Raw genomic sequence first — 25,100 nt, 5'->3', positions numbered from 1 at the left:
CGTGACAGCCGGCCGCCCTTCGGACCCGCCTGGTGTCAGGCTGCCGCCCGCCACCTGAGAGGAGCCTGAAGCGGCCGGAGCGGGGCTTCAGTCGTGTCAGACGTCGCCGTTGCGGGGCAGGAGGATCCGGACGGTCATGTCAGGACCAGGCATGACCTCCACGCGCCCGCCGTGCGCCGCGATCACCTCCCGGGTAATGGCGAGGCCCAGGCCGCTGCCGCCTTCAGAGCGCGCGCGGCTGTCGTCCAGACGGACGAACCGGTCGAAGATGCGCTCCCGGTCAGCCTCCGGGACGCCGGGTCCGTCGTCGGTGACCTCGACGCACCCCCAGCCGTCACGCACCGACACGCGCAGGATCACCCGGGTACGGGCGTGCCGGGCGGCGTTGTCCGCCAGATTCCGCAACGCCCGACCCAGATCGTGGGCGTCTCCGGTCACCCGAACCGGGGCGAGGTCGGCCCGGACGGCCAGCTCCGGGTGGTGCGCGGCGAGCCGTTCCTGCTCGGTGTAGGCGAGATCGTCGAGGTCGACGTCGTCGCAGCGGCGGGCGGCGCCGCGCTCGTCGATGCGGGCGAGCAGGAGCAGGTCGGCGACGAGGTCGCCGAGCCGGCTGGTCTCGCGGCGCAGCAGCTCGACCAGGTCGTGGTGGACGTCGGGCGGGCGTGTCAGCGCCAGGCGGTCGAGGCCGGCGCGCAGGGTGGCCAGAGGGCTGCGCAGTTCGTGGCTGGCGTCGGCGACGAAGCGGCGCTGGCTCGCCGCGGCGGTCTCCAGGCGCTCGAGCATCCGGTTCATCGTCTCGGCGAGCGCCGCGACCTCATCTCGGGCGGCCGGCACGGGCACCCGGGCGTGCAGGTCACGGGCGGTGATGCCGGCGACCCGCCGGCGGATCGCCTCGACCGGGCGCAGGGATCGTCCGACGAACCAGAAGACGGCCGCGCCGACCACCAGCAGCATGGGCGCCAGTCCGGCGGCCAGGATCGCCGCGACCGCCTCGGTGCTCTCGTTGACCGGCCGCAGCGACTGCGCCACCAGCACCGTGCGGGTGCCCGAGCCGGTGGCCACCCCAACGGCCGCGATCCGGAAGGGGTCCTCGTCGGCGAACGGCAGCAGCCGCTGCTCGCCCAGCAGCTGACCGGGCCGGGGCCGCAGCGGCGACAAGGGCGCGGCGTCGCCCAGCACGGCCGAGGCCGCCTCGACCCGCCCCGAGGGGTCGAGGACCTGCACCAACGTCTGTTCTCCCGGGCTGGGCTTCAGCGTCTGGCCGAGCGCCTCCTGGTCGCCGGCGGCCACCGCCGCGACCACCTCGGCCGCCCGTTGCCTCGCCGCGGCATCCATGTTGCCGGCGAGATCCACGCGGGCGAGGTAGACGAACGCCACCGCGCCGACGGCGAAGGCTGCCCCCACGACAACGGCGGCGGCCAGCGCCGACCGCAGCCGTACCCCCAGGTGCCGTCTGGCCCACCGGACGAGCATGGTCATCCGCCGTCGGCTGCCAGGCGGTAGCCCATGCCCCGCTCGGTCTGGATCGCCCGGCGCCCGAACGGCTGGTCGATCTTGCGGCGGAGGTAGCCGACGTACACCTCGACGATGTTGGGGTCGCCGTCGAAGTGGGCGTCCCAGACGTTGTCGATGATCTGCCGTTTGGACACCACGTCACCGCGGTGGCGCATCAGGAACTCCAGCAGCGCGAACTCCCGGGCGGTGACCCGGACGGCCTGGCCGGCCCGGCTGACCAGCCGTCGGGCCGGATCCACGGTCAGGTCCCCGGCGGTCAGCACGACCGGCCGGGCCGGCGCGCCCCGGCGCACCAGAGCCCGCAGCCGGGCCACCAGCACCACGAACGAGAACGGCTTGACCAGGTAGTCGTCGGCCCCGAGGTCGAAGGCGTCCGCCTGGTCGTACTCCCCGTCCTTCGCGGTCAACATCAACACCGGCGTCCACACGCCCGCCGACCGCAGCCGCCGGCACACCTCGTAGCCGTTCAGGCCCGGCAGCATGATGTCCAGCACGATCACGTCGTACGGGTTCTCGGTGGCCGCCCACAGCCCGTCGGTCCCGGTGTGCTGCACATCCACGGCGAAACCCTCGTCCGTCAGGCCGGCGCGCAGCACCTGCGCCAGGGCGGCCTCGTCCTCGACGACCAGCACCCGCACCCCGCCCACCCCCTCCGGCATCTCATCCTCCGCGTCCAGCGTCGTGGGCGCGTCGCCCTCGATGATGACGCGGACAGGTGGGTCAGCGCGAGCCGTGCCAGAGGAGGACGGTGTCACCGCGGCAGCCCCGTCCGCCCGGGACGACGCCGACTACGACGGCCGCCGACCGGGACGGCCAAGGTACACACCGGCGGGCCCGCAGCCACGCGACAAGCGCAACCGCCAGGGGGAGGGCGCGGCTGGGGTGCCGATCACATCCAGGCCCAGCCCGATGGGAGAGGTCATGGCCGAAGGGTGGTTGCCCCGAGCGGAGAAGAGGCTGAGGCGGTGGCCGCCGCAGGGGTTGCGCGCTATCGCTGATCATCGCCGTGCCGGCGGCGAACACCCTCGCTCGGCGGCAGGATGATCGCCGAACCCGTCGTCGCCTCCGTTTACCCTGCCCGCAACGCCCGGTAGCAGGTGAGGCGAGCCTTACCTTATGGTGAGCATGTGTCAGTGAGAACTCCTGCGCTCGCCCAGCCCGAGGCCGTGGTCAGTGACGCCGCGGCGTCCACCGGGTCAGCGGGTCGGCTGTCCGACCTGCCCCCGGGTAGCGGGGCCACGATCGTGGGCCTGGCCGATGGGGCGCCGCCTTCGACGGCCCACCGGCTCGCGGACCTCGGGTTCACCGCCGGCACGCTGGTGCAGGTCGTGCGTCGCGCGCCGCTGCGGGATCCGGTGGTGTATCGGGTCAAGGACTATGACCTGTGCCTGCGCCGCGCGCAGGCCGCGCACGTGCTGATCCGGGACGCACGGTGACGGACGCCGGTTGCCACACCGGGGCCGGGGGTGGCGCCGTTGACACGGCTCTGCCCCGCCTGGCCCTGGCGGGCAGCCCGAACGCCGGTAAGACAAGCATCTTCAACGCGCTGACCGGTCTGCACGCCAAGACGGGCAACTACCCCGGTGTGACGGTGTCCCGATTCGTCGGCACCCTGCAGGCGGGCGACCGGCGGTACCTGATCGAGGATCTGCCGGGCACCTACAGCCTTGACCCGATCAGCCCGGACGAGCAGATCATGGTCGACGTGCTCGACGGCCGCCTCGACGGCGAGGCGCCGCCGGATGCGCTGCTGGTCGTGGTGGACGCCACCACGCTGCGCCGGTCCCTGCGGTTCGTCGCGCAGGTGCTGCGCCGCGGCCTGCCCACCTGCCTGGTGGTGACCTTCACCGACGAGATGACCGTACGGCAGGGCCAGGTGGACCTGTCGGCGTTGCAGCAGGCGCTGGGTGTGCCGGTGGTGCGGGTGCTCGGTAACCGCGGGCAGGGCATCGACGAGCTGCGCGAGCAGATCGTGCGGTGGCCGACGTGGCCGACGCCGGCCCTGCCGCCACCTGACGACCCGGCCGAGGCGGACGCCTGGGCGGAGTCGGTGTTGAGCTTCGCCCGTTACCGGGCCCCGGAACGTCACCGCGTCACCCAGCGCGTCGACGCGGTGCTGCTGCACCCGCTGTGGGGCACGATCGTGTTCCTCGCCGTGATGGTGGCCTTCTTCCAGACGGTGTTCACTCTCGCCGCGCCCCTGCAGGGCTACGTGGAGACGTTCTTCGGGTGGCTGTCCGGGCTGGTGACCACCCACATCAGCAACCCCTGGCTGGCCGGACTGCTCGGCGACGCCGTCATCGGCGGCGTCGGCGCGGTGCTCGTCTTCGTGCCGCAGATCATGCTGCTGTTCCTGCTGATCTCCCTGCTCGAGGGCGTCGGCTACATGTCGCGCGCCGCGTTCCTGATGGACCGGGTGATGGCCCGCGCCGGCCTGGAGGGGCGCGCGTTCGTGGCGCTGCTGTCCTCGTTCGCCTGCGCGATCCCGGGCATCATGGCCACCCGCACCCTGCCGTCGGCCAAGGACCGCCTGGCCACCATGATGGCGGCGCCGCTGATGACCTGCTCCGCGCGGCTGCCGGTGTACGTGCTGCTGATCGGCCTGCTGGTTGACCCGTCCGCCCGGTGGGGGCCGTTCGGAGCGCAGGGGCTGGTCATGTTCGGCATGTACCTGCTCGGCGCGGTCTCGGCCATGACCGCCGCCTGGGTGTTCAAGAAACTCGGCGACCGCAGCGGCCCGCTGCTGCCGTTCTACATGGAGATGCCCCCGTACCGGATCCCCTCGGCCCGCTCGGTGCTGATCGCGGTCGGCGACTCGGCCAGGTCGTTCCTGCGCAAGTGCACCACGATCATCGCGGTTACCACCGTCAGCCTGTGGCTGCTGCTGAACCTGCCCCTGCACTCGAGCGCCGACCTGCGCGCTCACGGCGTGGACCCGGGCAACGACACGGCGGTCTCCGCCTACGTCGCCGACCACAGCTACGCCGCCGGCCTGGGCCACCTCGTCGCGCCGGTCTTCGACCCCCTCGGCTTCGACTGGCGGATCAACATCGGCGTGCTGTCGGCGCAGTCGGCCCGGGAGACCTTCGTCGCCACCCTCGGCCAGGTCGCTGCCGCGGAGAACCCCGACGAACCGGCCAAGGCCCTCAAGGCGATGAAATACACCCACGGGCCGCACGCCGGGCAACCGCTGTTCACCGCCCCGACCATCGCGGCGCTGCTGGTCTACTTCGCCTTCGCGTTGCAGTGCATGGCCACGGTCGGCATCATCCGCCGGGAGACCGGCGGCTGGAAGTGGCCCCTGATCGCGTTCGGCTACCTGACCGCGCTGGCCTGGATCATGGCGTACGTCGCCAGGACCATCACCGCACTCCTGGCGGGCTGAGGTCATGATCCCCATCCACCCCCAGCCCGTCGCAGATCACCCCGAGCAGCTGCGCTGGATCACCCCGGCCGGGGTGCTGCCCTTCACCGGCGTCGCCGCCGCCCTGCCGGCTCCACTCGCAGCGTTACGCGAGGACGGCACCCTCGCTAAGGTCCGCGTCGATCCCACGGCGATCGTCACCACACTGCACCCCGGTCGGCAGTGGTCCCGCGACGGCGCCCGCGTCCGTACGGCGCTGCACACTGCTCTCGCCGACCCGTCCGGCTGGACCCCGGCCGACGTCCGCGGCGAGCCGGACGACGGGCCGCTGCGAGTCGCCGCCCAGGAGTTGCTCGACGGGCCCGTCGGCGACCTCGCTCGCTCCCACGGTGGGCACATCGAGCTCGTCGACGTGCGCGACGGCACCGTCACCGTCACGCTCGCCGGCGCCTGCCACGGCTGCCCCGCCGCCCGCACCACCCTGCGCCAGGGGCTGGAAGACCGGCTTCGTCGCAGCCACCCTCAGCTGCGCGCAGTCACCGCTGACCCGCACCGCCGCTGACCCATGCCTGGCTCAAGCGTCAGGTGCAGGCTGGCCAGAGGCTCGCGCCGCCGTTGGCAGTCACTCTGCGGGGTGATCCTTGCGGACTGTCCTTCGCCTGGGTATTCGCGGATGCCGATGGCGGTGGGTGTCCGGCGGGTGGGAGAGGTGGCAGGTGCCGGTCTGTGGCTGGCATCATGGTCGTGTTCGCCTGTTCCGGCTTCGAGGCCGGCGCGCGGTTCGTGGCCGCGGCACGGCACGCAGATATGGATGGCATCCGGTAGCCGAGAAGCCGGGCCTAACTGAATAGGACTAGGCCGTGTCTCATCGATCTCGGGTGAGGTCACGTAGCCAGATCTTCATCGTGGCGATGTCGACGGTGGCCTGGTACATGTAGTCGCGCTTGTCGTACCTGGTCGCGACCGCCCGGAACTGCTTGAGCTTGTTGAACGCCCGCTCAGCGGTGTTGCGCTGCTTGTAGCGCTCCCGGTCGAAGTTCGGTGGCCGGCCGCCGCGGGATCCCTTCTCGCGACGGTTGGCCGCCTGATCGGCCTTGATCGGGATCGTGGCCTTGATGCCGCGGCGGCGTAAGTGAGAACGGATAGCCTTCGAGCTGTACGCCTTGTCAGCCAGGACATGCCCGGGACGGGTACGCGGCCGGCCGACCCGACGCGGGATCCGGATGGCGGCCATGACCTGCGTGAAGCCGGTACAGTCGGCCCGCTGCCCGCACGTGGTGTGCCGGGCGATCGGACGGCAACGCCGGTCAGCGGCCAGGTGCAGCTTGGTGGTCAACCCGCCACGGGACCGGCCGAGGGCTTCCCTTCCGCCCTTTTCGTCCCTTGCGGCTTCCCCCTTTTCGGGTGATCCGCCGCCGGGGCGTGCCGCGCACCCGCCGCGTGCTGGTGTGCCCGGATCGAGGAGGTGTCCACTCCGACCGTCCACTCGTCGCCTTCCTCCGCGTCGCAGTCGATCCGCAACGCCGCGCAGATCCGCGACCAGGTGCCGTCCATCGCCCACCTGCGTTTGCGCTGGTAGACCGTCTTCCACGGACCGAACCGCTCCGGCAGGTCACGCCACGGAATCCCGGTACGTTCCCGGTACAAGATCCCCGAGACCGTCGTCCGATGGTCACGCCATCGGCCCCCACGCGGCGGATCCGCTGGCAGCAACGGCGCCAGAAGCGCCCACTCGTCATCGGTCAACTCATGCCGTCGAGACACGCCAATCTATCTACCAAAACCCGCCCCGAAGATCCACTAGACACGCCCTAACTGGCCTTAATGGCCGGGCGATCCTGTTCGTCCATGTCTGCGGTGAGCCGCCCCGTCAGTGCGGAGGAGTTTGAGCAGCTGACGGAGTTGTCGTGGCGTTCCTGGCCTCTCTGCCCGGCGTTACCGGGTGGGCGCTGGTCCTTCCCGGCGGGTACTTGTTGCTGGTCGCCGTTCTGGCGTTGATCTCCGCGCTGTCCAAGCGTCCGTCGCGTCGTGATGCTGCTTTCCGGGTCTTGCAGCTGATCTGGTGGTCGCGTCGGAGTCGTGGCGAGGACAACCGGCTCCCTCGCGGCGGCGAGCCTCCCGAGAATCTTCCGCGCCGACGGCGCTGAGTTCAGTGCGGTTCCTGGTCTCGTGCAGCGAGTGCCTGGCGGCTTCGGAGGCGAAGTCGGCACGGACGGCGCTGCCCGCGGTGGTGCCGCGCAGGCAGCCGAGGGCAACGAGGTACCGCTGCCGCAGGTCGGGCGCGGTGGACCGGTTCGGGTGACACGAGGAGAAGGAGCATGGCCGTCCCCCACCCGGGGACGGATACGGGCGACGCCGCGGTCTCCCAGTGGGCGACCCGGGTGGCGGCGTTCACCCGCAGGGTCGGCCCGGGACGCCAGGTGACCCAGACCGGGCGGCTGACCCTGGCGCAGGCCCGCGAGTTCGTGCCGGCGCTGGACACCGGTGACGTCATCGATCCGGTGGTCCATGGTCGGGTGCACCGCACCACCAGCACCGAGGAGCTGCCCGAGCTGAACACCACCTGCGCGTGGGCCAAGGCGGCGCGGCTGGTGCGGTTCACCGGCGGCAAGCTGGTCGCCGTGCAGAAGAACGCCGTGCTGCTGGAGCGACCGGTGTCGCTGTGGGAGCGGATGTCGCCACGCTCGGGCGCTCGGGCCGGCGCTCTGCCTGCCCGCCCACGTGGGGTGAGTCGCTGTTGCGCGTCCACTTCGCCGACGGCATCCGGGCGATGTTGCATGGACTCTCCGGGCACGACTGCCCGGCCGGATCGGACCGGGTGTGCCGGTGGGGTTGGCACGCGGTCAGCCGCGGCGTTCGGGTCGCCGACGTCTCGGCCGCCCACCGGGACACCTGGCGGCCGTGCAACGACCGGGATGTCCGCGCCGCCGTCGGCGTGTTGGTCCGCTTCGGCCGCTGCGCCTCGGCGGCCCGCCGGATGTGTACGTGGAGGCGCTGACCCCACTGGGACGCGCCGCGGCCCTCCTGCTGGTGAGGTCTGACTCGGACGCCGTGGGCCCCACAGCGGCCTACCGGGGGGCCCGGCCTCAGCGGGCGGGCACGTGCGCGACGATCGCTTCGACCGGTGACCAGGTGATGCCGGGAATGCGGTGCAGCGGGGCGAACGGTGGGGCGGCCCGCTGCCACGCCGCCGCCAGGCTCTCCGCGATCTCGGCACGTGCCGCGATGTCCTCGGCCGGGCAGGCGTCCGTCGCGACCCGGCGGAACGCGACAACGTCGCGGAGTTGGATCGTCACCGTCCAGCGCACCTGGTACCGCGCGGGTGACACCTCGGAGGTGTCGATGTCGACCTCGCGCACCGTGGCGGAGCCGGTCTCCAGTAGCGGCCACATCCCGTCGGTCGGGTCGAGCAGCCAGCCCAGTGCCGCGGCCGGGTCACTGCCGATCTGTTCCCGGGTGTCCGGCGCCTCGTCGTCGGCGTCGACTTCGCCGATGTCGATCATCGTGCCGTCGTCGAACGCTTGGACGGCGGTGTCGAGCAGGAGCGGGATGCGCTGCACCGTCACCTCGGCGGTCACGCTCCGGGCGTACCGGTATCCGGCCCGGCCCCGATCGGAGCGGCTGGCGGCTGGCGACGGCTGCGGCGCGGGCAGGTCGAACAGGGTCAGGTCGTCGGACATCGGGCTCCCATCCAGTTCACGGGTACGTCCGCTTCGGTCCAGGAAGGGCAGGCGGTGATGTTCGCTGTGGCGTCACCGGGTGACCGGCCGGCCGACGGATTCCAGGGCGGCGGCGTACGCTGCCGGGTCCGCGGCGTCGCAGTGTTGCCACACTTGCGCCAGCCGCCTGATCACCTGCTGCCGGGGTACCCCGGTCGCGCTCAACCGTCCGGCGGCCTGCCAGACCTGAGCCGGCTCGTCGGCCCACAGTTGCTCGACGACTGTGACGCAGGCTGGCATGACGTCCGGCCCGGTGCCGTGCAACGCCTGTTCGATCGTCGTGAGTGCCTTGCGGTGCGAGGGGTCGGCCGCGTCGTAGTCGTCGACGTCGATCGTGGTCGACGACCCGCGTCGCCTGGGGCCGGGGCGCTCGAACGTGATCCCACCGCGGTGCCCGGGTTCTGGTACCGCGAACCAGCGCCGGTCCAGCGTCGTCTGGATGTCGTCGCCACCCGCCCGGTGAGCCGGTAGATCAGCCACATAGGGGAAGTGCGGGTTGACCCGCCGGTCGCTGCTTATCCGCTCGAACATCACCTGAACCAGGACCATCCGCCGCCGCAGGCGCAGCCGGGCCCGCCACGACAGCTCCCCGGACGCGGCAACCCAGGCGACCCACGCCTTGGCCACCCTCCGGGCGCTGCGCAGGACCACCTTCGGGGCGATCAAGGTACGCGGTAGGACCTCGCCGAACAGCCTGGTGGCGGTGATCGGCCCGATCCGGTCGGGTGGAAACCCGAGCACCTCGACGCTCGCGTCCACGACGCGTTCGACGAACATTCGGTCCGTCGCCGGGTGGCTCCACCCGTGCGGGTGCGCGGCAAGGAATGCCTCGACCAGCTCGGTACGGCGGCTGGCCGGCCACGCTTCGGCCAGCGTGGCGGGTGCCGCCTGCGCCGACGGTGCCTGGGACGCCGGCTCGCCGGCGGAAATGCCGAGCATCCGGCAGGTCAGCAGCGGCAGGTAGGCGTAGCACAGTTCGTCCGGCTCCGGCCCGCTGCGCAGCGTCGGGCGTTCTCGGGCACGCGATGTCTCGATCGCCGCCAGGACCAGGCTGCGGGCCCGCTGCGCGCCGATCGACTCGACCCGGCCACGGCCGGGCTTCCCGCGTCGCAGATCCGCGATGGTCCGATCGAGGTTGGCCGGCTGGGACACCATGGCGATCGCCGACACCACGCCGTGGAATGCCAGGTCGATCGTGACGGTGAGCCCGTGCCTGCGGTGGCCGTCCGCGTGCGCGAACTCGCAGAACACCTGGCTGCACTCGCCGAACTCGTCGGTCCACAGCCAGCACTGCCCGACCGTGGCTTTGCCCAGCAGGCCGGTCCAGGGCGGCAGCGGCGCCTCGGCCGCGGCGGTGGCGCCATGACGCCTGCCGGCCCGGCCGGTCACCCGGCCGGCCGCCGCACCAGCTGCCCCGGCGACCTCGCGGGGACCCACCGCCGCGATCGCCGTCAGCAGGACCGCGCAGCCGGCACGGCCGTCTCGCTCGGCCTCGTCGATGAGGTCCAGCAGCAGCACGGTGAACACCTCGTCGGTCGGCACATCGCTGCGCATCGCCGAGATGTTGGAAGCCACCCAGACCTCGGCGTCCAACGCGTCCGCAGCCGCCAGCAACGCGGCGCTGTCGGCAATCGCGGCGGCGTACGCCGCGCGCGCCTCGGGAACGCGCAGCCGCCTGCCGGGGCTACCCCGACCGGGGCGCTGCGCCGGCAGCCCTCGGCGGCTGGCACGTCGGCTGCCCTCTCGTCCGCCCATCCGGGCGAGCATGCCATGCGGCGCGCCGCGACCGGCAGCCGACCCACCGGCCACGAGGACACATCGAGCGCTCTGACAGAATCGCCAGGTGAACCAGGGCATCCCGGGCCCCTCCGTCACCGCAGCCGCCGACGATCTGCTCCACCGCAGCGCGCCGTTGAAGGCGGCACTCGTCGCCTTCGGGCAGAGCCAACGCTTCACCGGCGAGTTCCGTTCGGCCTACGCCAACCGGTTCGGCACAGCCAAGCCCGGCAACCAGGTCGACTACATCAACTTCCTGGACCGCTTCGTGCTGGAACACCGTTCCGGCGACGGCCGTACGGTCGTGGAACAGTTCATCGCGTCCCGGCCCGACCTGCCGGAGGCCGAACGCGCCATGCTTCGCTGCTGGGTGACGGTCGTGGAGGGCATCTTCGAGGTCGAACGTCATGACGGCGACGCCGCCGTCATGGTCAACCTGGCCGACGAACTCACCTACCGGGTTCGCTCCAACGCGGGTCCGCAGTTGCTCGAACAGCTCACCCCCGAAACGATCCTGTGGGCCAGATTGGTGCCGCTCGGCGAGGACTGGCTGCTGTCCGGGGCGCTCAACGCCGCACCGCTCGAAGCTCGCCGCGAGATGTGCCGGGCCGCGGCCGAGATGGCCAACACCTGCCCGGCCGCGGTGTTCCGCAACCCGGACAAGATCGCCCTCGGCTGGGAGCTTCACCACCGGCTCCGCGGGCACTTCATCGAGTTCTTCGGTGCCGACCTGGCCATCGTCACCGGGCACGAACTCGCCGACCGGATGGCCGGGTTCTGGAACCACCACGCCACCCGGATCAGTGCTCTCCACAGACCGGCGTCCCAGGACGCCCCCGACGAAGAGCAGCCACCCTCGGTACCCCGGATGTCGATATCACCCGATCTTGAACAGGCCGAGACCGTCGGCGTCATGTTCGACGAGGTCGACGGGCTGTGGTTCCTGCCGGAGTACCGGCTCATACAGGAGGTGTTCGCCGACCCAGCCCTGATCACCGGTCGCCGCTACCGGGAGGCGGTCAGCGGGTACCTCAAGAGCCAGACCCTTCCCCCGATCGCGCTACGCAGGCTGGCCGAGCAGGATCCCGACCGGGCCGGCCGGGTCTTCGCCCGGCTGTTGGGCAAGCCCCGCTTCACCTGGCAGCGCGACGGCGAGGCGCTGCTGCGGCGGTACAAGGCGGGTTTCTTCGACCGAACTCCGCTACCCGGCGTCACCCCGCTGAGCAACCGTCAACGGGCATTCCTACGACCTCGCAGCGACGTGGAGGGACTCGGATGACGAGCATGGCGGACTTCACCGGCCGGTGGCGGATCGTATCGATGGAGTTGTGGGACACCGACGCCATCGACCTGGTGGCGCCCGCGTTCATCGAGTTCGACCGCGACCGGACCGGGCGGTTCGGGTTCATCGTCGTCGATGGGTGGATGGACTGCCGCGAGACGACCCGCGACGGGCGGCCCTGCGTCGAGTTCACCTGGGAGGGCAGCGACGAGGGCGACCAGGTCACCGGTCGTGGCTGGGCAAGCCTCGCCGACGACGGCACGCTCGACGGGCGGATCTTCTTCCACCTCGGCGACGACTCGGGCTTCCACGCGGCCCGCGCCGAACCCGAGCCGGCCAGCACCCGTTCCCGCCGGAGGTCCCGGTGAGCACCAAGAGCAACCACCCGGATCCCGTGGAAGCCGAGATCGAACACGCCCTCGACCCGGGCCGGTTCGTGTCCGACCGCGGCTGCTTCCGGTTCGTCGACGGCCTCGAACAGGTCACGGCGACCGTCGGCCAGCTCGTCGCCGACGATGCCGAACGGGCTGCCACCCTGTACGAGACGTTCCTGGCCGGGTGCTACGAGAAGGCCGAGGAGGTCGACGACTCCAGCGGCAGCTTCGGCATGTTCGCCCAGAGCCTGATCAGCGGCTGGATCACCGCCCGCCAGGCCGCGCAGGCGTCCCCGCAGCAGACTACGGCCCGGCTGCTGGCCTGGATGGACGACGACCAGTACGGCTTCTGCCACCGGCTGGAACACCAGATCGCCACCGTCTTCGACGAGGCCGGCCTCGCGGCGTTCATCGACCAGATCCGCAGCCGGTTCGAGGCCGCCGATCAGGCAACTCCGGCCTCCGTCGGGTCGGACCAAGCCGACCGGGACGCGCGCCGGCGACGGGCCGAGACGACACGGTGGGCCGAGGTGCTGCGGTCGCTGTATGCCGCCGGAGGAGACCTCGACGCGTACGTCGAACTCGCCGAACGCACGGGCCTGACCGCCGACGACTGCCTCACGGTCGCGAACCTGCTGGTCTCCCGGGGCGACCCGGCCCAGGCGCTGGCCTGGGTGGAGCGTGGCCTGCAACTCGACGCCGAGCGGCCGTACCCGTCCTTCGCCGCGCACAGCCTCACCGAGCTCAAGCCGCGGCTCCTGGCCGACCTGGGTCACGGCGATCAGGCGCTGGAGACGGCCTGGGCCGACTACCGCAAGCACCCCGACCGGTACTCCTACGACCACCTGATGACGTTCGTCCCGCACGCTGAGCGCCCCGGCTGGCACGACCGAGCCATCACCGAGGCGCTGGACGGCGACCGCTACCTGCCCGCGGTGATCGAGCTGCTGCTGCACACCGACGAGACTGGACGCCTCGGGCAACTGGCCGCCCGCACCTCCGACAGCTCATGGGAGGGCGTCGGCCACCACGCGGCAGAACAGGCCGGTACCGCGCTGGAACCGGGCCACCCCGGTGAGGCCGCCCGGATCTGGCGGGCCGCGGGCATGCGTATCCTGGAGGCCGGCACGAGCAAGTACTACGGCGCCGCGCTGCGGTACTTCGACCACGCCAAGCGCTGCTACCAGCAGGCAGACCAGCCAGACCAGTGGCAGCAGGTCGTCGATGAGGTGTATGCGCAGCACGGCCGCAAGACGAGCTTCCTGCCAGGCTTCGATGCGGTGGTGACCGGAACCGACCCGACCCCACAGCCGTCCTTCCCCGATCAGGCGAAGGCCCGCTGGGGTCGACATGTCTCCGAATGATCAACTCGGCGCCGAACGCGCTACACGCCTTCCACCGGCAGGGATCTGTTGCATTGGGCGAAAGCATGATCGACTCCGGCTTGCCGGGTGTGGTCTGCTGGGCCGGTGAGGTCGTCGACTCGTGTCCGGTCCTGGTCTCCGCCTGCGTCGGCGTTCGTCGGGTTCCGGTTCCCGCCCGAGGTGATCGTGCTGGCGGTCCGTTGGTATCTGCGGTTCGACCTCTCGTACCGGGATGTGGAGGAGTTACTGGTCGAGCGGGGTGTCGAGGTGGATCACGTTACGGTCTACCGGCGGGTGCGGCGGTTCACCCCGCTGTTGGCCGACGCCGCTCGCTTCGCTCGTCACTCACCTGGTGACCGTTGGTTCGTGGACGAGACCAACGTCAAGGTCAACGGGGTGTGGCGGTACGCGTACAACCGTGGACCAGCATGGTCAGGTCATCGACCTGCTCGTCTCGGCCCGTCGGGACGCCGCAGCGGCCCGGCGGTTTTCACCGGGCGCCGACCACGCTGAAGGTCACGCCCGGCGAGGTTGTCACCGACGCGAACCCGGTCTATCCGAGGGTGCGCGACGACCTGGTCCCGTCGGCGTGGCACCACATCGAACGACACGCCAACAATCCGATCGAGGCCGACCACAGCCAGCTCAAGCACAGGCTCAGACCGATACGCGGACTCCGCACCGACCGCACCGCGCAAACGTCATCGCCGGCCATGCCTTCGTTCAGAACCTCCGACGAGGACACAACGAACTCGCCGCTGACGTCCCGCCCGGTCTGTGGGTGGCCGCCGCGTTTACGGAACTGGCCCGAGCCATCTGACAGTGCCCGGTGACGCGGCTCGGCGTGCCCACCGATCCGCCAACGCAACAGCGCCCGCTTCCCACGTTCACTGGCCACCGTTGGGTGGGGTCGGGATCGAGCTTTACCCCGGCAGCATCACCACGAGTACGCCGCAGGCCTTCCTCGTGGTCTCCCTGACCGCACAGACTGGACGGCCAGGAAGCGGACGGGCCACCAACTGAAGCCCGCCCAGCACTGCATCGACCCACATCCGCCAGGTTCAGGGTCGTTTTCGAATCACGGGGGATCAGACCTTCGTTCGCGATCGCTATCCCTTTCCACCTCGCTAGCGCGGCCGACGCGTCTGGCAGTACCACGCCCCCGCTACATCGTCGGGGCTGCTCCCGCCCTCACCGGCACCTCCCGGATCAGGCTGCCCCCTGCTTCTGGGCCCCTGCTGCGACAGGAACCCGGTGAGGTCTCGGCAGGTGCCACAGGCTTCAGACCGATGCGCGGACTCCGCACCGACCGCACCGCGCAGACGATCATCGCCGGCCATGCCTTCGTTCAGAACCTCCGACGCGGACACTACGAACTCGCCGCTGACGTCCAGCCCGGTCTGCGGGTGGCCGCCGCGTTTACGGAACTGGCCCGAGCCATCCGACAGTGCCCGGTGACGCGGCTCGGCGTGTCCACCGAGCCGCCAACGCAACAGCGCCGTTGATCGTGTTGCCATCTCTGGTGGTGGAAGTCGCCGGGGTATGTCATGATGGTTGCTCCGTGGCTGCTCGGACGCCGGCGAACTGTCGCCGACGTGTAGGGACTGCCCCGTACGAAGCTCTTACTCACAAAGGCTCTTGGAAATCCACCATGAGCGATATAGCGCCCGGACCTGCTAGGACTTGGCAGGTTGCGGCCGGACTCTGTTGGACGGGTTCGGACGAATGGAGACCTTCTCCGTAGTCACATTGAAACATGTGACTACGGATCAGAAGGTTAGGGGTTCGAGTCCTTCGGGCGCACCACTTGAGCAGGGAATATAGCCAACCGGCTATGTTCCCTGCTTTCGCCTGGGTCACGTGTGGGTCACGGTTGTGGCCCACGTTTGCGCAGGTCAGGGGCGGTTTTCCCTGCAGTCGCACCCCTCGGGCGACTTCCGACAGCCGAGCAGCCACGGAGCAGCCAATCCCATCAGATGGGACCCATGGATGCGAAAAATGGAAAGCCAAGAAGGCGGTGCACCTGTTTCCGCAGGTGGCGGCCTTGGCTTGTTGCGCACTGGAGGAGACCCGGTCGGCTCGACCCTCTGATTACTGCTCAGATGTTCCCCCGCAAGAGAGACAGCTTCGATCGAGGCGACACGTTCGTTCCTCCCAGATGGGTTGAGGTACCGACTCGCCGGCCAGTTCCAGACGGTTGAGGTCGCGGACCGCGCTGATCACGTGGGTGGAATCGGTGCGCTGCTTACCGCCGGCACTGACCAGGCCCTTGTCGGCCAGCACCGCGAGCATCCTGATGAAGACCTGTTCCTCCAGGCCGTGTTCGACCAGCCGGGCCCGGAACTTGCTCAACACGCTGGCATCGAACCCGGGATCGGTCAGTTCCAGCGCGAGGGCGTACTTCCAGTCGATGGCCCCGGGCCACCATCTGCGCGGCTTGCCGGTCGGTCAGGTTCTCCGCGTACTGCAGGGCGGTCACTAACGCCAGCACACCCGGGGACTCGGCTGGGGCGCCCCGAACGCCGAACGCGGCAGCGAACTGTTCATCGGCGAACACCTCACCCAGCTCGTCACGGGCAAACATCGCCACGCTGCCCTGCGGGAACGCCGCCCGGGCCACCAGCACCGTCTGCTCCGGAATCTCCACCCGCGACCGCGGCTGCATCGACACCCGTACACCCCCATCCCGCGGCCGCCAACGAGGAGAACACGACCGCGAACAGAGATCATCACCCCAGAACCAGCCAGCCAGAACGATCCCGACGGCGTGTCACGAATTCGGCAGCAGAGTCCGCCGCGGCCGCAAACGCGGTGCCCGGCTGATGCGTACTGCCGGGATTGCGCGGCATCTGCCCACGCACGCGGCGAACCGTCACCATCGCCGCCCCGCCGACCCGCCTGGGGCTGATCCTCCATTCCGATCGCGGCTGTCAAGACCAGCACCCAGTAATCCCGCCTCGCCAATCGCCGCAGTATCCGACTGTCGCTGAGCCGGCGCGAGCAGCGCTGGGACAACACCGTCGTCGAGTCGTTCTTCGCCACTCTCAAGATCGAACTGCTGAACCGGCAGCCCTGACCATCCGTGCCCGCCCGCTAAAGGACGTCTCGTAACTCGGTGCCAGGTCCATGGTGGATCATGTCGGGGTGCAGGTGATCTCAGCGGCCCGCCCGGAGTGGATCTTCCCGTTTACCGGGCTGCAGCCCGTCCAGTTCCGCAGGCTGGTCCGGCTGGTCGCCGAGCGTGGCGGTGACGCCATCGCCGACGGTCGGCCGGGACGGCAGTGGTCGCTCGACCTCGCCGACCGTGTGCTGCTGGCGGCCGCGTACTGGCGTACGAACCTGACGATGCGGCAGATCGGCCCGCTGTTCGGGGTGTCGCACTCCGTCGCGCATCGGGTCATCGACACCGTCGGCCCCCTGCTCGCTCTGACGCCGGGACGCCGGCGTCGGGTCGACCAGATCACCATCGTCGACGGCACTCTGGTCCCGACCCGGGACCATCGCCCCCCCCGAGCAAGAACTACCGCTACAGCACCAACCTGCAGGTCGCCATCGACGCCCACACCCGCCTCGTCGTCGCCCTCGGCGACCCTCAACCCGGCAACCGCAACGACACCATCGTCTACCGCACCAGCGGCATCGACCAGGAACTGGCCGGACGGCCGGTCACGGCTGACGGCGCCTACCGCGGCAACCCCGAGGTGATCATCCCGTACCGCAAACCCACCGACGGCAGCGAGCTACCCGACTGGAAGACCGACCTGAACAAGCAACACCGCACCGTCCGCGCCCAGGTCGAACACGCCCTGGCCCGCATGAAGACGTTCAAGATCCTGCGCGACTACCGCCGCGCCGCCAACACATTGGCCGACACCGCTTCCGGCATCGCCCATCTCCACAACATCATCCTCGCCGGGTGACACCGGCACCGTTGCCAGGCAACGCCTTCACCCAGTTACGAGACATCCTTTAGCTAGGCGATCTTCCAGTATGTAGAAGGCTGGTACAACGACGAAGATCGGCGCTGGGACGTCGGCGTCGGCGCCGCACGAACTGTATGTAAGGTCCTGGCGCGTCTGCCGGCCCAGCCGCATTGCGGGCCGACCAGTTCGAGGAGGCAGCGCATCGTGCCCCTGGTACACCGCGCCAGTGCAGGACCCCTACTGGGGGCCGTCACGGCGCCGCCGCGTGCGGACGCTCGGGCATGTTGTCGAACCGTTCGAACATGCTGACGACCGTCTTGGCGGGCAGCTTGCCCCGGTGGGCCATCAGCCCGGCGTAGTCGTCGTCTTGGAAGAGCACATCCAGGATGCCCTCCCAGTCGTAGTCGGCGGTCGATTCGGGCAGCCGCTCCAGTTCGTCGTCGAAGGTGCCGAGTTCGAGTATGACGTTGGCGCGGTCGGTCATTAGGTGCAGTGCGATCTCTTCGGCGTTGGTGCGTGGGTGGGGCTCGATGCCGTGGGCGAGGTCAGCGGCCAGGTTGAGAAACGCGGTCCGGAACCGGTTCGCCGCCTCGGGGGACAGGTGCTGGACGAACGGCGGGAAGTCATACCAGCCGTCGGGGTCCTTCGCGGTCATGCGGACCTCGTCGCTGAAGATCTCCGCTGTGGCGTGCAGCAGCAGCGCGGTCCGCGGCGTGATTACGGGCGCCATGCAGGTATCGCATTCACCGCTATCGCAGGCAGGGCAGTCGAGGCACCCCTCGCTGCATGTCGTGCAGGTGCCGCACCCACCTGACGGGCAGCCGCTGACCGAGAAGCTGGCGATGCCCGCAGCCGTTCGGCGCCGCAGGTGGGCGGCCAGAGCGTGCTTGTTGTGGCTGAGGGTATCGAGGATTGAGGTGACCGAGGCGCGGACCGGGCCTGGCTCGGCGTCGAGCGCTGCCAGTAGCCGGTCATGGGTCCGCTCCGGCGGGTGCCCAGCGGTCAAGAGGTTCAGCAGGTCCGCGATCGTGTCGGCCCGCTCCGCGGTGGGGAACGTGGCCAAGGCCTCCACCGTTTCCCCGCCGCCGTGGTCGACGACGGCGAACACTCGGTGGGTGCTCGCGGTGTGCTGCGGCAGGAAGCCGTGATAGACCGTCTTCATCTGGGAGTCCTTCGGACGAGCGGGCACACGCAAGTAGCGCGCGCCCCGCGAGCGAGAGAGTGCATTTCAGGGCTGCACGTCGAGGTACGTCCACGACGCCGTTGCCCGGGAGAGATTAAGGCTGCCTGCTGGGGTTCGACCCCAGCCGCGTAACCAGCTCTCTCTGAATATCAGAGCCAGCCCTCCCGAGCAAGCCTGGTCTCTGTCGCTGGTCGACGGAGCTGCTGTCTTCCGTCGCTACGGCAATCGCCCCCGCGGGCAACCCCGACGGCTACGTCATCGTCAAGACCCCACACCGGGACCAAGCTGCCCGGGCTTCTTCGCCTCCGACGAAGCCGTCGATGGCACCTTCCCGGGCCGCCCTCTCCAGCGTGCGGACAGTTGCCGTGTCGGCTCGACGGAGACGAGAGCAGCAGGGAGCCGGGCTCGTCCAACCTGCTCATCCTCTCCGAACGAGCGGCGAGGGCGAAGGTCTGGACACACTCAATGGGGCGGCGGGGAGGGTTGGGCTGGCGGCCGATGCCGGACGCGCAGCGCGTCGGCCAGCGCGATGCCGGTCAGCACGACGACCACCGCGGCGGCGGCCACCAGCGGCGGCGCGAGGAGCAGGGGTGCCACGAGAGCTCCCAGCACCAGCACCCCGATCGGCCGGGTCGGGGACACGCCGGCGTACACGGTGTACTCGAAGCGGGCGCGGCCGGCGAGGAACAGTGCCGGTCCGCCGAGGATGACCAGGAGCCACGAGATTGGCGTGTGCCCGTTCGGTCCGTCGATGACGGCCCGGTAGCTGACCGAGGTGACGACGACTCCGGCCACCATGATCAGGTGGGCGTCCGCCGCTGCCCGGCCGAGCCGGTTTGGTTGGTTCGACGATTTGAGGGTGTCGGCCAGCGTGTGCGCCGCCTGGTAGAAGTAGATCCGCCAGATCAGCGCCGTGGTGGCGAAGGCGGCTATCAGGGCGCCGGTCCGGAGGAACGTCGCCTTGGCGGCGATGAAGGTGGCACCGAGGACCAGGATCGTTTCGCCCAGCGAGATGTTGAAGAACTGCCGGTACCGCTCGGCCAGATGCTCCGGGGCGAACGCCCACTGCGACTCCCGCATCCGGCCGAGTTTCGGGGTCGGCCAGAGCAGGATCCCGCCCAGGTAGTCGATGGCGATCGCCAGCGCCCACAGCGCCAGTCGGACCGGGCTCGGCGCGAACGCGCCGACGATCCAGGGTACGGCGGATAGGCCGAACCAGGAGAGCACCAGGTAGGGGACGTGCTGCAGCTCGTGGCCGCGCAGCAGGTACCGCAGGGTGAGCGAGCGGGCGATGTGAATGAGCAGGTAGGTGCCCGCGAACAGCAGCCCCCGCGCCTCGAACGCGCCGGGCACCGCGATCGTCAGCACGACGGTGCCGAACATGCTCGCGATGACGAGGAGCTGGATCTGGACCCGCTCCGGGTTGAAGAAGTTGGTCGACCAGGCGGTGAAGGTCCAGACCCAGAAGATCGCGAGCAGCAGCACCAGCGTCTGCGCGGCGTTGATCAGGTCGAGGTCGTCGACCAGGCGCCCCGAGATGCGGGTGAACGCGAAGATGTACGCCAGGTCGAAGAAGAGCTCCAGGAAGGTCGCCTGCTGCGGATGTTCGGGAGCCCGCAGGTAGCGCTCGAAGGTGTGCGGCATCCGTATGGTCACCTAACGCCGGCTGACCCGCAGCCGGCCGCGCTCGCCGCACCGGTGCCCAATGCCGGCACATCCGGTTAGCAGGTCACGGAGGCCACCAACGGTGCTCGCCTCCAAGGCAGACCATACCGCTGCGTGGTCGCAGCTGATGGTGATCATCCTGACCCCTCGTCCGGGCCGACTGGCCAACTACGTACGCCAACGAGCGGTCAAGCCCCTGGAAGTGGTGTAACGGCTGATCTTTCGAGTTGTACTGGTTAGAAGGGTTGTGTTCCGGGCTGCTCAGGGGCGGGTTCGTTGGTTTCGGGTTGCCAGCGGTCGATGTCGTCGGGCCAGGCTGCGGGACGGCCGTGGCCGTCCCAGAAGCCGGTCTCGGTGCCGGTGGCGGCCAGGGCGGCGTTGAGCTTCTTGCGTTCGGCCGGGGTGGGGATGGTGTGGTCGCCGGTCACGTCGGTCATGCTGCGGTCTCCAGTTGGGGCAGGTCCGGACTCGTCGTGGTGGTTCTGGCGGTCTCGCGGGCCTTGGCGAGGATGTCGAGGGCGAAGTAGCGGCGGCCTTCGGTCCATTCGTCGTGTTGTTCGGCAAGGACGGCACCGACGAGGCGGATGACGGCGTCGCGGTCGGGGAAGATCCCGACGACGTCGGTGCGGCGGCGGATCTCCTTGTTGAGTCGTTCGTTGGGGTTGTTCGACCAGATCTGGCGCCAGATCTGTTGCGGGAAGCCGGTGAAGGCGAGCAGGTCGGCGCGGGCGTCGTCGAGGTGGGCGGCCACGGCCGGCAGCGACCTGCTGACCGAGTCGAGGAGTTTGTCGAACTGGGCGTGGACCGTAGCGGCGTCGACCTGGTCGTAGACCGAGTGCAGCACGGTCTTGACCGCCGGCCACGCGGACTTCGGACACACCGCCATCAGGTTCGCGGCGTAGTGCGTGCGGCACCTCTGCCAGGACGCGCCGGGCAGGTTCGCGGCGATCGCGTCGACCAGGCCGGCGTGGGCGTCGCTGGTGACCAGCAGGGTGCCGGTCAGGCCGCGGGCGACCATGTCGGCGAAGAACGCGTTCCATGCCTGCTTGGTCTCGCTTGTGGCGACCTTGACGCCGAGGACCTCGCGGTGGCCGTCGGCGTTGACGCCGGTCGCGACCAGCACGACCGCGTTGACGACCCGGCCCTGCTCGCGGACCTTCATGGTCAGCGCGTCGGCGGCCACGAACGTGAACGGCCCCGACTCGCTCAGCGGCCGGGTGCGGAACGCCGCGACCTGGGCGTCCAGGTCGGCGGCCATCCGCGAGACCTGTGACTTGGACAGGCTGGTGATGCCCAGCGACTGTACGAGTTTGTCCATGCGTCGGGTGGAGACGCCGAGCAGGTAGCAGGTCGCGACCACACTGACCAGCGCGGCCTCGGCCCGCTTACGCCGTTCGAGCAGCCACTCGGGGAAGTAGGAGCCCGACCGCAGTTTCGGGATGGCCACGTCGATCGTGCCGATGCGGGTGTCGAGCTCGCGGTGCCGGTAGCCGTTGCGGGAGTTGATCCGTTCCGGCGAGGCGATGCCGTACTCGGCGCCGCAGACCGCGTCGGCCTCCGCCGACAGCAGAGAGTTGATCACCGTGGACAGCAGGTGCCGCATCAGATCCGGTGACGCGTCGGTCAGTGCCTGGCCCAGCAGGCCGGCAGGGTCGATGATGTGAGGTGCGGTCATCGCGGTAGTCCCTTTCGAGAGTGCTGTCGAAGGTTCACTCGAAAGATCACGCGATGGCCGCGCTCTATGCCGGACAGGCTGTCCGGCGATCACGCCAACCGCGTTACACCACTATCAGGGACGCCACTCAACGAAGCCCGGCCGAAGGTGGACTCGCAGCCTCGCCGGTGGTTGTCGGGTGGGTGGCTGCTCGGTGGCTGCTCGGACGTCGGGGAACTGGCACAGACGTACCGGGACGCAGCCGGATTTCATGGCTGTCGGAAGACCCGCCCGTTATCGACGATCGAAGATGCCGGCCGCAGTCAGCGCCTGGACCAGCCAGAACCCGGCCGGACGTGGACGGACTGAGGAGGCTTTAATCGGACGGGTGGTAGTAGTGCTTTGTTAGGTTCACGGCGTGTCGCGTAGCTGCCGATTGTGGTTGGTGTTTGGCTTGGTGGTGTGACTCCGGAGCAGGTCGAGAAGGTGCGTCCGCGGCTGGTCGAGTTCACCGCGGCGATGTTGGATGGTGCGGTTCGGCGTTCGGATCAGCGGGTCAAGGGCGAGTTGTACATGCGTGGCCTGCTCACCGATGGGGCGCGGAAGTCGATGCAGCCGATGGCGGAACGCCTCGGCGTCGATCATCAGCAGTTGCAGCAGTTCATCACGTCCTCGACGTGGGACTACACGGCGGTGCGGGCGAACGTGGCACGGTGGGCGGTCGACGCGATCGACCCGGCCGCGTACGTGATCGACGACTCGGGCTTCCCGAAGGACGGCACCGCCTCGCCGTGTGTGGCCCGCCAGTACTCGGGCACCCTGGGCAAGACCGGCAACTGTCAGATCGGGGTAAGCGTCCAGGCGGTCACCGACACCGCGTCGGTGGCCGCGAACTGGCGGTTGTTCTGTCCGCGATCGTGGGACGACACCATGGTCAACACCGTTGCGTTTAGCGCCGTGAGCGGGAGGCAAGCCCCTTTTCGAAGATTGTGATGTCGGCGTGGAAGGTGTAGGTCTGCGTGGTTGCGGGGTGCTGTCCGGCGTTCGGGCTGTACTTGCTGGTCGGGTTCTTGCGGGAGCGGGCCTTGATTCGAGGGCGGCGCCAGGCGGGTAGGAGGTCGGCCAGCGCGGCGTGGCCTATCGTGCCGAGGAGGTCGGTTGAGCTGCCGGGAAGGATTCCGCTGGCGGTGGTGATCGTGTCGGCGGCGGCGTCGATGAGGATGGTGAAGCTGATCCGGTCCATGTCCAGGCCGGGCTGGGTGCAGGTGGCGTCTGCTGCCGCGCGGATGAGGGCCTGGTAGGCGGTGAGCAGGGCGTACACCTCCTGCTCGATCCCGGGGATGCTGCGGGAGCGCAGGACGCGGCCGTCGAGCATGGTCGCTTTGATCGAGAAGTACGTGGTTTCGGCCTGCCAGCGTTCGTGGTAGAGGTCCACGAGTTCGTGGGCGGGGTAGCGGGTGTGGTCTGTCAGGCTGGTGATCAGCCGCCACTGCTCGCGCCGCAGGCTGCCGTCGGCCAGTGTGACGGTGACCTGTGCTTCGATGACCCGCACCAGGATGAGAGCGGGTAGGCTGCCGTAGCCGATGCGGGCCAGGTAGGAGCCGTCGGGTAGGCGACGCTGGATGGTCGGGCAGCGGCGGGCGGATGAGCGGACCAGGAACTGCGCGCCGCCGGCTTCGACGTCGCGCAGGAATTCCGCGGCGTCGAAGCCGGCGTCGGCCAGCAGCAGCATCGTGCGGTCCAGGACGCCCAGAAGCCGCTGCGCGTACGCCAGTTCGCCTTCTGTTTCGGGGCCGAAGGCCGCGGCGAGCAGGGCGCGGGTCCCGCACTCGATCACCACGAGCAGCCGTAGCAGCGGGTAGCCGAACTCCAGCTTGTCTCCTACGCGTGTGGGGTAGCGCCAGGTGACCTGCTCCTCGTCGGGCACGTGCAGGTGGGTGCCGTCGATGGCCACGGTACGCAGGCCCCGGTAGAACACGCCGGGCTGGCCGAGCAGACCGACGGCACCGGCCAGGGTCTCGAACAGGCGCCGTAGCGGTGCTACTCCGACCCGGCGGCGAGCGCGTGACAGTGAGGAGGTACTCGGCCGCGTCAGGCACAAGCCGGCCAGGGCCGCGGTCAGCTTCCCCCAGGTCGCTCGGTAGGAACAGCGTTCGAGCAGGGCGAGTGCGAGGACGAAGTACACCACGACCCGAGACGGCAGCAGCCGCAGCCGCTTCTCGCGTGTCCCGGTTTCTTCCAGCACCGCGTCGACCAGGTCGAAGTCGATGATCTGGGTCAACTCGCCCAGATGTCCGGGCGCGTGCACACCCCCGGCTACCTCGATCGACCGGGTGATGACAGACTTCTCCTGCAACGGGACTCCTGAGGCATGATCTTCTTGCTCGACACAAGTTGATCTATCAGAAGTCCCGTTCGCGTCTTCAAAGCCCTCCTTGACTCATCCGCCGATCGCCAAACGCAACGGCGTTGACACCATGTTCGCCGATCCCGACCGGGCCGCGGCGGTGCGGGCTCGGCGGGGCCGGGCCCGCCTGCCCGACGATGTGCGGCACCGGGAGAAATGGCGCCTCGCGCTGGACATGCTCGACCAGATGATCGACCAGTGGGGGCTGCCGAGACTGCCGGTCGCCGCGGACTCCGGCTACGGCGACTGCACCCTGTTCCGGCTCGGCCTGGCCGAACGTGGCCTGCGCTACGTGGTCCAGGTCGACCCGACCGCCACCGCCCACCCCGCCGACGCGGTCCCGGTCACCGCGGCCCACTCCGGACGGGGCCGCCCACCCCGCCCGGCCTACCCCGACCCGCCGGTCACCCTCAAGGACCTGGTCCTGGCCGCGGGCCGCGGCACCGCACGGCAGGTCACCTGGCGGCGCGGCAGCCGGCGCAGCACAACGAACCCGACCGCGGCGATGCGTCCGCACTTCCTACGGCTACGCATCCGCCCCGCGAACCGGGACATCCCCCGCGGCGGCGACGGCAGCCTGCCCGAATGCTGGTTGATCGCCGAATGGCCACCCGGCGCCGACGAGCCAGTCAAGTACTGGCTGTCCAACATGCAGCCACGCACATCACTCAAGACACTGGTCCGACTCGGAAAGATCCGCTGGCGGGTCGAACACGACTACCGCGAACTCAAGACAGGCCTGGGCATCGACCACTTCGAAGGCCGCAGCTTCACCGGCTGGCATCGCCACGTCACCCTCACCGTGCTCGCCCAAGCCTTCTGCACCCTGCTACGCCTGGACCCAAAAGCGGATGCGCCGGCCTGACCCTCTACT

Annotated in this window: 20 protein-coding genes and 4 pseudogenes; 13 read left to right on the top strand and 11 right to left on the bottom strand. The window is 69.6% G+C overall.

Annotation, left to right across the window (positions count from 1 at the left end):
- Window positions 1–96 precede the first annotated feature (96 nt).
- Together JD77_RS10830 and JD77_RS10825 are read right to left on the bottom strand one after the other, a co-directional pair.
- Complete coding sequence (locus tag JD77_RS10830; protein ID WP_145774146.1) at window positions 97–1,479, bottom strand: sensor histidine kinase; 1,383 nt, start codon at window positions 1,477–1,479, stop codon at window positions 97–99.
- Window positions 1,476–2,153 (bottom strand): response regulator transcription factor, encoded by a 678-nt coding sequence (locus JD77_RS10825; RefSeq protein ID WP_145777522.1) that lies wholly within the window; start codon window positions 2,151–2,153, stop codon window positions 1,476–1,478. The genes JD77_RS10830 and JD77_RS10825 overlap by 4 nt, the downstream gene beginning before the upstream one ends.
- A 495-nt stretch (window positions 2,154–2,648) precedes the next feature.
- Between JD77_RS10825 and JD77_RS10820 the strand changes: the two genes are divergently transcribed.
- Genes JD77_RS10820 through JD77_RS10810 form a run of 3 tightly spaced genes read left to right on the top strand, consistent with a single transcriptional unit; the run spans window position 2,649 to window position 5,441 of the window.
- Complete coding sequence (locus JD77_RS10820; RefSeq protein WP_246140611.1) at window positions 2,649–2,951, top strand: FeoA family protein; 303 nt, start codon at window positions 2,649–2,651, stop codon at window positions 2,949–2,951.
- The gene (feoB, locus tag JD77_RS10815) at window positions 2,948–4,900 is read left to right on the top strand and encodes a ferrous iron transporter B (RefSeq protein WP_145774145.1); all 1,953 of its coding nucleotides are present in this window, start codon (window positions 2,948–2,950) and stop codon (window positions 4,898–4,900) included. The genes JD77_RS10820 and feoB overlap by 4 nt, the downstream gene beginning before the upstream one ends.
- A gap of 4 nt (window positions 4,901–4,904) precedes the next feature.
- Window positions 4,905–5,441: a NifU family protein gene (locus tag JD77_RS10810; RefSeq protein ID WP_145774144.1), complete on the top strand. Its 537-nt coding sequence runs from the start codon at window positions 4,905–4,907 to the stop codon at window positions 5,439–5,441.
- A gap of 303 nt (window positions 5,442–5,744) precedes the next feature.
- Here JD77_RS10810 and JD77_RS10805 read toward each other — a convergent pair.
- Window positions 5,745–6,649, bottom strand: a protein-coding gene (locus tag JD77_RS10805) for an IS5 family transposase (RefSeq protein WP_425463591.1) whose coding sequence is annotated in 2 segments (ribosomal slippage) — window positions 5,745–6,302 and window positions 6,305–6,649 — 903 coding nt in all. Because the reading frame shifts where the segments join, the coding sequence is not laid out codon by codon here.
- Window positions 6,650–6,786: 137 nt separating this feature from the next.
- Here JD77_RS10805 and JD77_RS10800 point away from each other — a divergent pair.
- Window positions 6,787–7,026, top strand: a complete 240-nt coding sequence (locus tag JD77_RS10800; protein WP_145774143.1) for a hypothetical protein — start codon at window positions 6,787–6,789, stop codon at window positions 7,024–7,026.
- A gap of 590 nt (window positions 7,027–7,616) precedes the next feature.
- A complete protein-coding gene (locus JD77_RS10795; protein WP_145774142.1) occupies window positions 7,617–7,877 on the top strand; it encodes a hypothetical protein in 261 nt (86 codons plus the stop codon).
- Window positions 7,878–7,965: 88 nt separating this feature from the next.
- Here JD77_RS10795 and JD77_RS10790 read toward each other — a convergent pair whose 3' ends face one another.
- Both JD77_RS10790 and JD77_RS10785 read right to left on the bottom strand, forming a co-directional pair.
- Window positions 7,966–8,559, bottom strand: coding sequence for a hypothetical protein (locus JD77_RS10790; protein ID WP_145774141.1), 594 nt, complete (start codon window positions 8,557–8,559; stop codon window positions 7,966–7,968).
- A gap of 72 nt (window positions 8,560–8,631) precedes the next feature.
- Complete coding sequence (locus JD77_RS10785; RefSeq protein WP_145774140.1) at window positions 8,632–10,353, bottom strand: hypothetical protein; 1,722 nt, start codon at window positions 10,351–10,353, stop codon at window positions 8,632–8,634.
- Between the two features lie 88 nt (window positions 10,354–10,441).
- Between JD77_RS10785 and JD77_RS10780 the strand changes: the two genes are divergently transcribed.
- The 5 genes and pseudogenes from JD77_RS10780 (at window position 10,442) to JD77_RS10760 (ending at window position 14,899) form a co-directional block, all read left to right on the top strand.
- The gene (locus tag JD77_RS10780) at window positions 10,442–11,653 is read left to right on the top strand and encodes a hypothetical protein (protein WP_145774139.1); all 1,212 of its coding nucleotides are present in this window, start codon (window positions 10,442–10,444) and stop codon (window positions 11,651–11,653) included.
- The gene (locus JD77_RS10775; RefSeq protein ID WP_211372533.1) at window positions 11,650–12,024 is read left to right on the top strand and encodes a hypothetical protein; all 375 of its coding nucleotides are present in this window, start codon (window positions 11,650–11,652) and stop codon (window positions 12,022–12,024) included. The genes JD77_RS10780 and JD77_RS10775 overlap by 4 nt, the downstream gene beginning before the upstream one ends.
- Window positions 12,021–13,394 (top strand): DUF6880 family protein, encoded by a 1,374-nt coding sequence (locus JD77_RS10770; protein WP_145774138.1) that lies wholly within the window; start codon window positions 12,021–12,023, stop codon window positions 13,392–13,394. The genes JD77_RS10775 and JD77_RS10770 overlap by 4 nt, the downstream gene beginning before the upstream one ends.
- Window positions 13,395–13,499: 105 nt before the next feature.
- Window positions 13,500–14,214: pseudogene (locus JD77_RS10765) on the top strand (IS6 family transposase).
- A gap of 469 nt (window positions 14,215–14,683) precedes the next feature.
- Window positions 14,684–14,899 (top strand): hypothetical protein, encoded by a 216-nt coding sequence (locus JD77_RS10760; RefSeq protein ID WP_211372532.1) that lies wholly within the window; start codon window positions 14,684–14,686, stop codon window positions 14,897–14,899.
- A gap of 586 nt (window positions 14,900–15,485) precedes the next feature.
- On the opposite strand, the gene JD77_RS32800 is transcribed toward JD77_RS10760, so the two are convergent.
- A complete protein-coding gene (locus JD77_RS32800; protein ID WP_484213883.1) occupies window positions 15,486–15,749 on the bottom strand; it encodes a hypothetical protein in 264 nt (87 codons plus the stop codon).
- Between the two features lie 789 nt (window positions 15,750–16,538).
- Between JD77_RS32800 and JD77_RS10750 the strand changes: the two are divergent.
- Window positions 16,539–17,314 (top strand): annotated as a pseudogene (locus JD77_RS10750) (transposase family protein).
- A gap of 253 nt (window positions 17,315–17,567) precedes the next feature.
- Here the strand turns inward: JD77_RS10750 and JD77_RS10745 are convergent.
- The 4 genes from JD77_RS10745 to JD77_RS10730 form a co-directional block, all read right to left on the bottom strand.
- Window positions 17,568–18,479, bottom strand: coding sequence for a hypothetical protein (locus JD77_RS10745; RefSeq protein ID WP_145774137.1), 912 nt, complete (start codon window positions 18,477–18,479; stop codon window positions 17,568–17,570).
- A gap of 483 nt (window positions 18,480–18,962) precedes the next feature.
- A complete protein-coding gene (locus tag JD77_RS10740) occupies window positions 18,963–20,144 on the bottom strand; it encodes a low temperature requirement protein A (RefSeq protein ID WP_145774136.1) in 1,182 nt (393 codons plus the stop codon).
- 257 nt (window positions 20,145–20,401) lie between these two features.
- The gene (locus JD77_RS10735) at window positions 20,402–20,602 is read right to left on the bottom strand and encodes a hypothetical protein (RefSeq protein ID WP_145773317.1); all 201 of its coding nucleotides are present in this window, start codon (window positions 20,600–20,602) and stop codon (window positions 20,402–20,404) included.
- Window positions 20,599–21,840: an IS256 family transposase gene (locus JD77_RS10730; RefSeq protein WP_145773316.1), complete on the bottom strand. Its 1,242-nt coding sequence runs from the start codon at window positions 21,838–21,840 to the stop codon at window positions 20,599–20,601. The genes JD77_RS10735 and JD77_RS10730 overlap by 4 nt, the downstream gene beginning before the upstream one ends.
- Before the next feature lie 441 nt (window positions 21,841–22,281).
- On the opposite strand from JD77_RS10730, the pseudogene JD77_RS10725 reads away from it, so the two are divergent.
- Window positions 22,282–22,758, top strand: a pseudogene (locus JD77_RS10725) (IS701 family transposase); the annotation flags it as partial.
- 10 nt (window positions 22,759–22,768) lie between these two features.
- Here JD77_RS10725 and JD77_RS10720 read toward each other — a convergent pair.
- Window positions 22,769–24,175 carry an IS4 family transposase gene (locus JD77_RS10720; RefSeq protein WP_145774135.1) on the bottom strand — a complete coding sequence of 469 codons (1,407 nt, stop codon included), beginning with the start codon at window positions 24,173–24,175 and terminating at the stop codon, window positions 22,769–22,771.
- 115 nt (window positions 24,176–24,290) lie between these two features.
- Here JD77_RS10720 and JD77_RS10715 point away from each other — a divergent pair.
- Window positions 24,291–25,091, top strand: a pseudogene (locus JD77_RS10715) (IS701 family transposase); the annotation flags it as partial.
- Window positions 25,092–25,100 lie beyond the last annotated feature (9 nt).

It is taken from the genome of Micromonospora olivasterospora (genome assembly GCF_007830265.1).
GTDB lineage: Bacteria > Actinomycetota > Actinomycetes > Mycobacteriales > Micromonosporaceae > Micromonospora > Micromonospora olivasterospora.
Note: the sequence above shows the minus strand (reverse complement) of the source record. Positions and strands in the feature narration are given on the sequence as shown.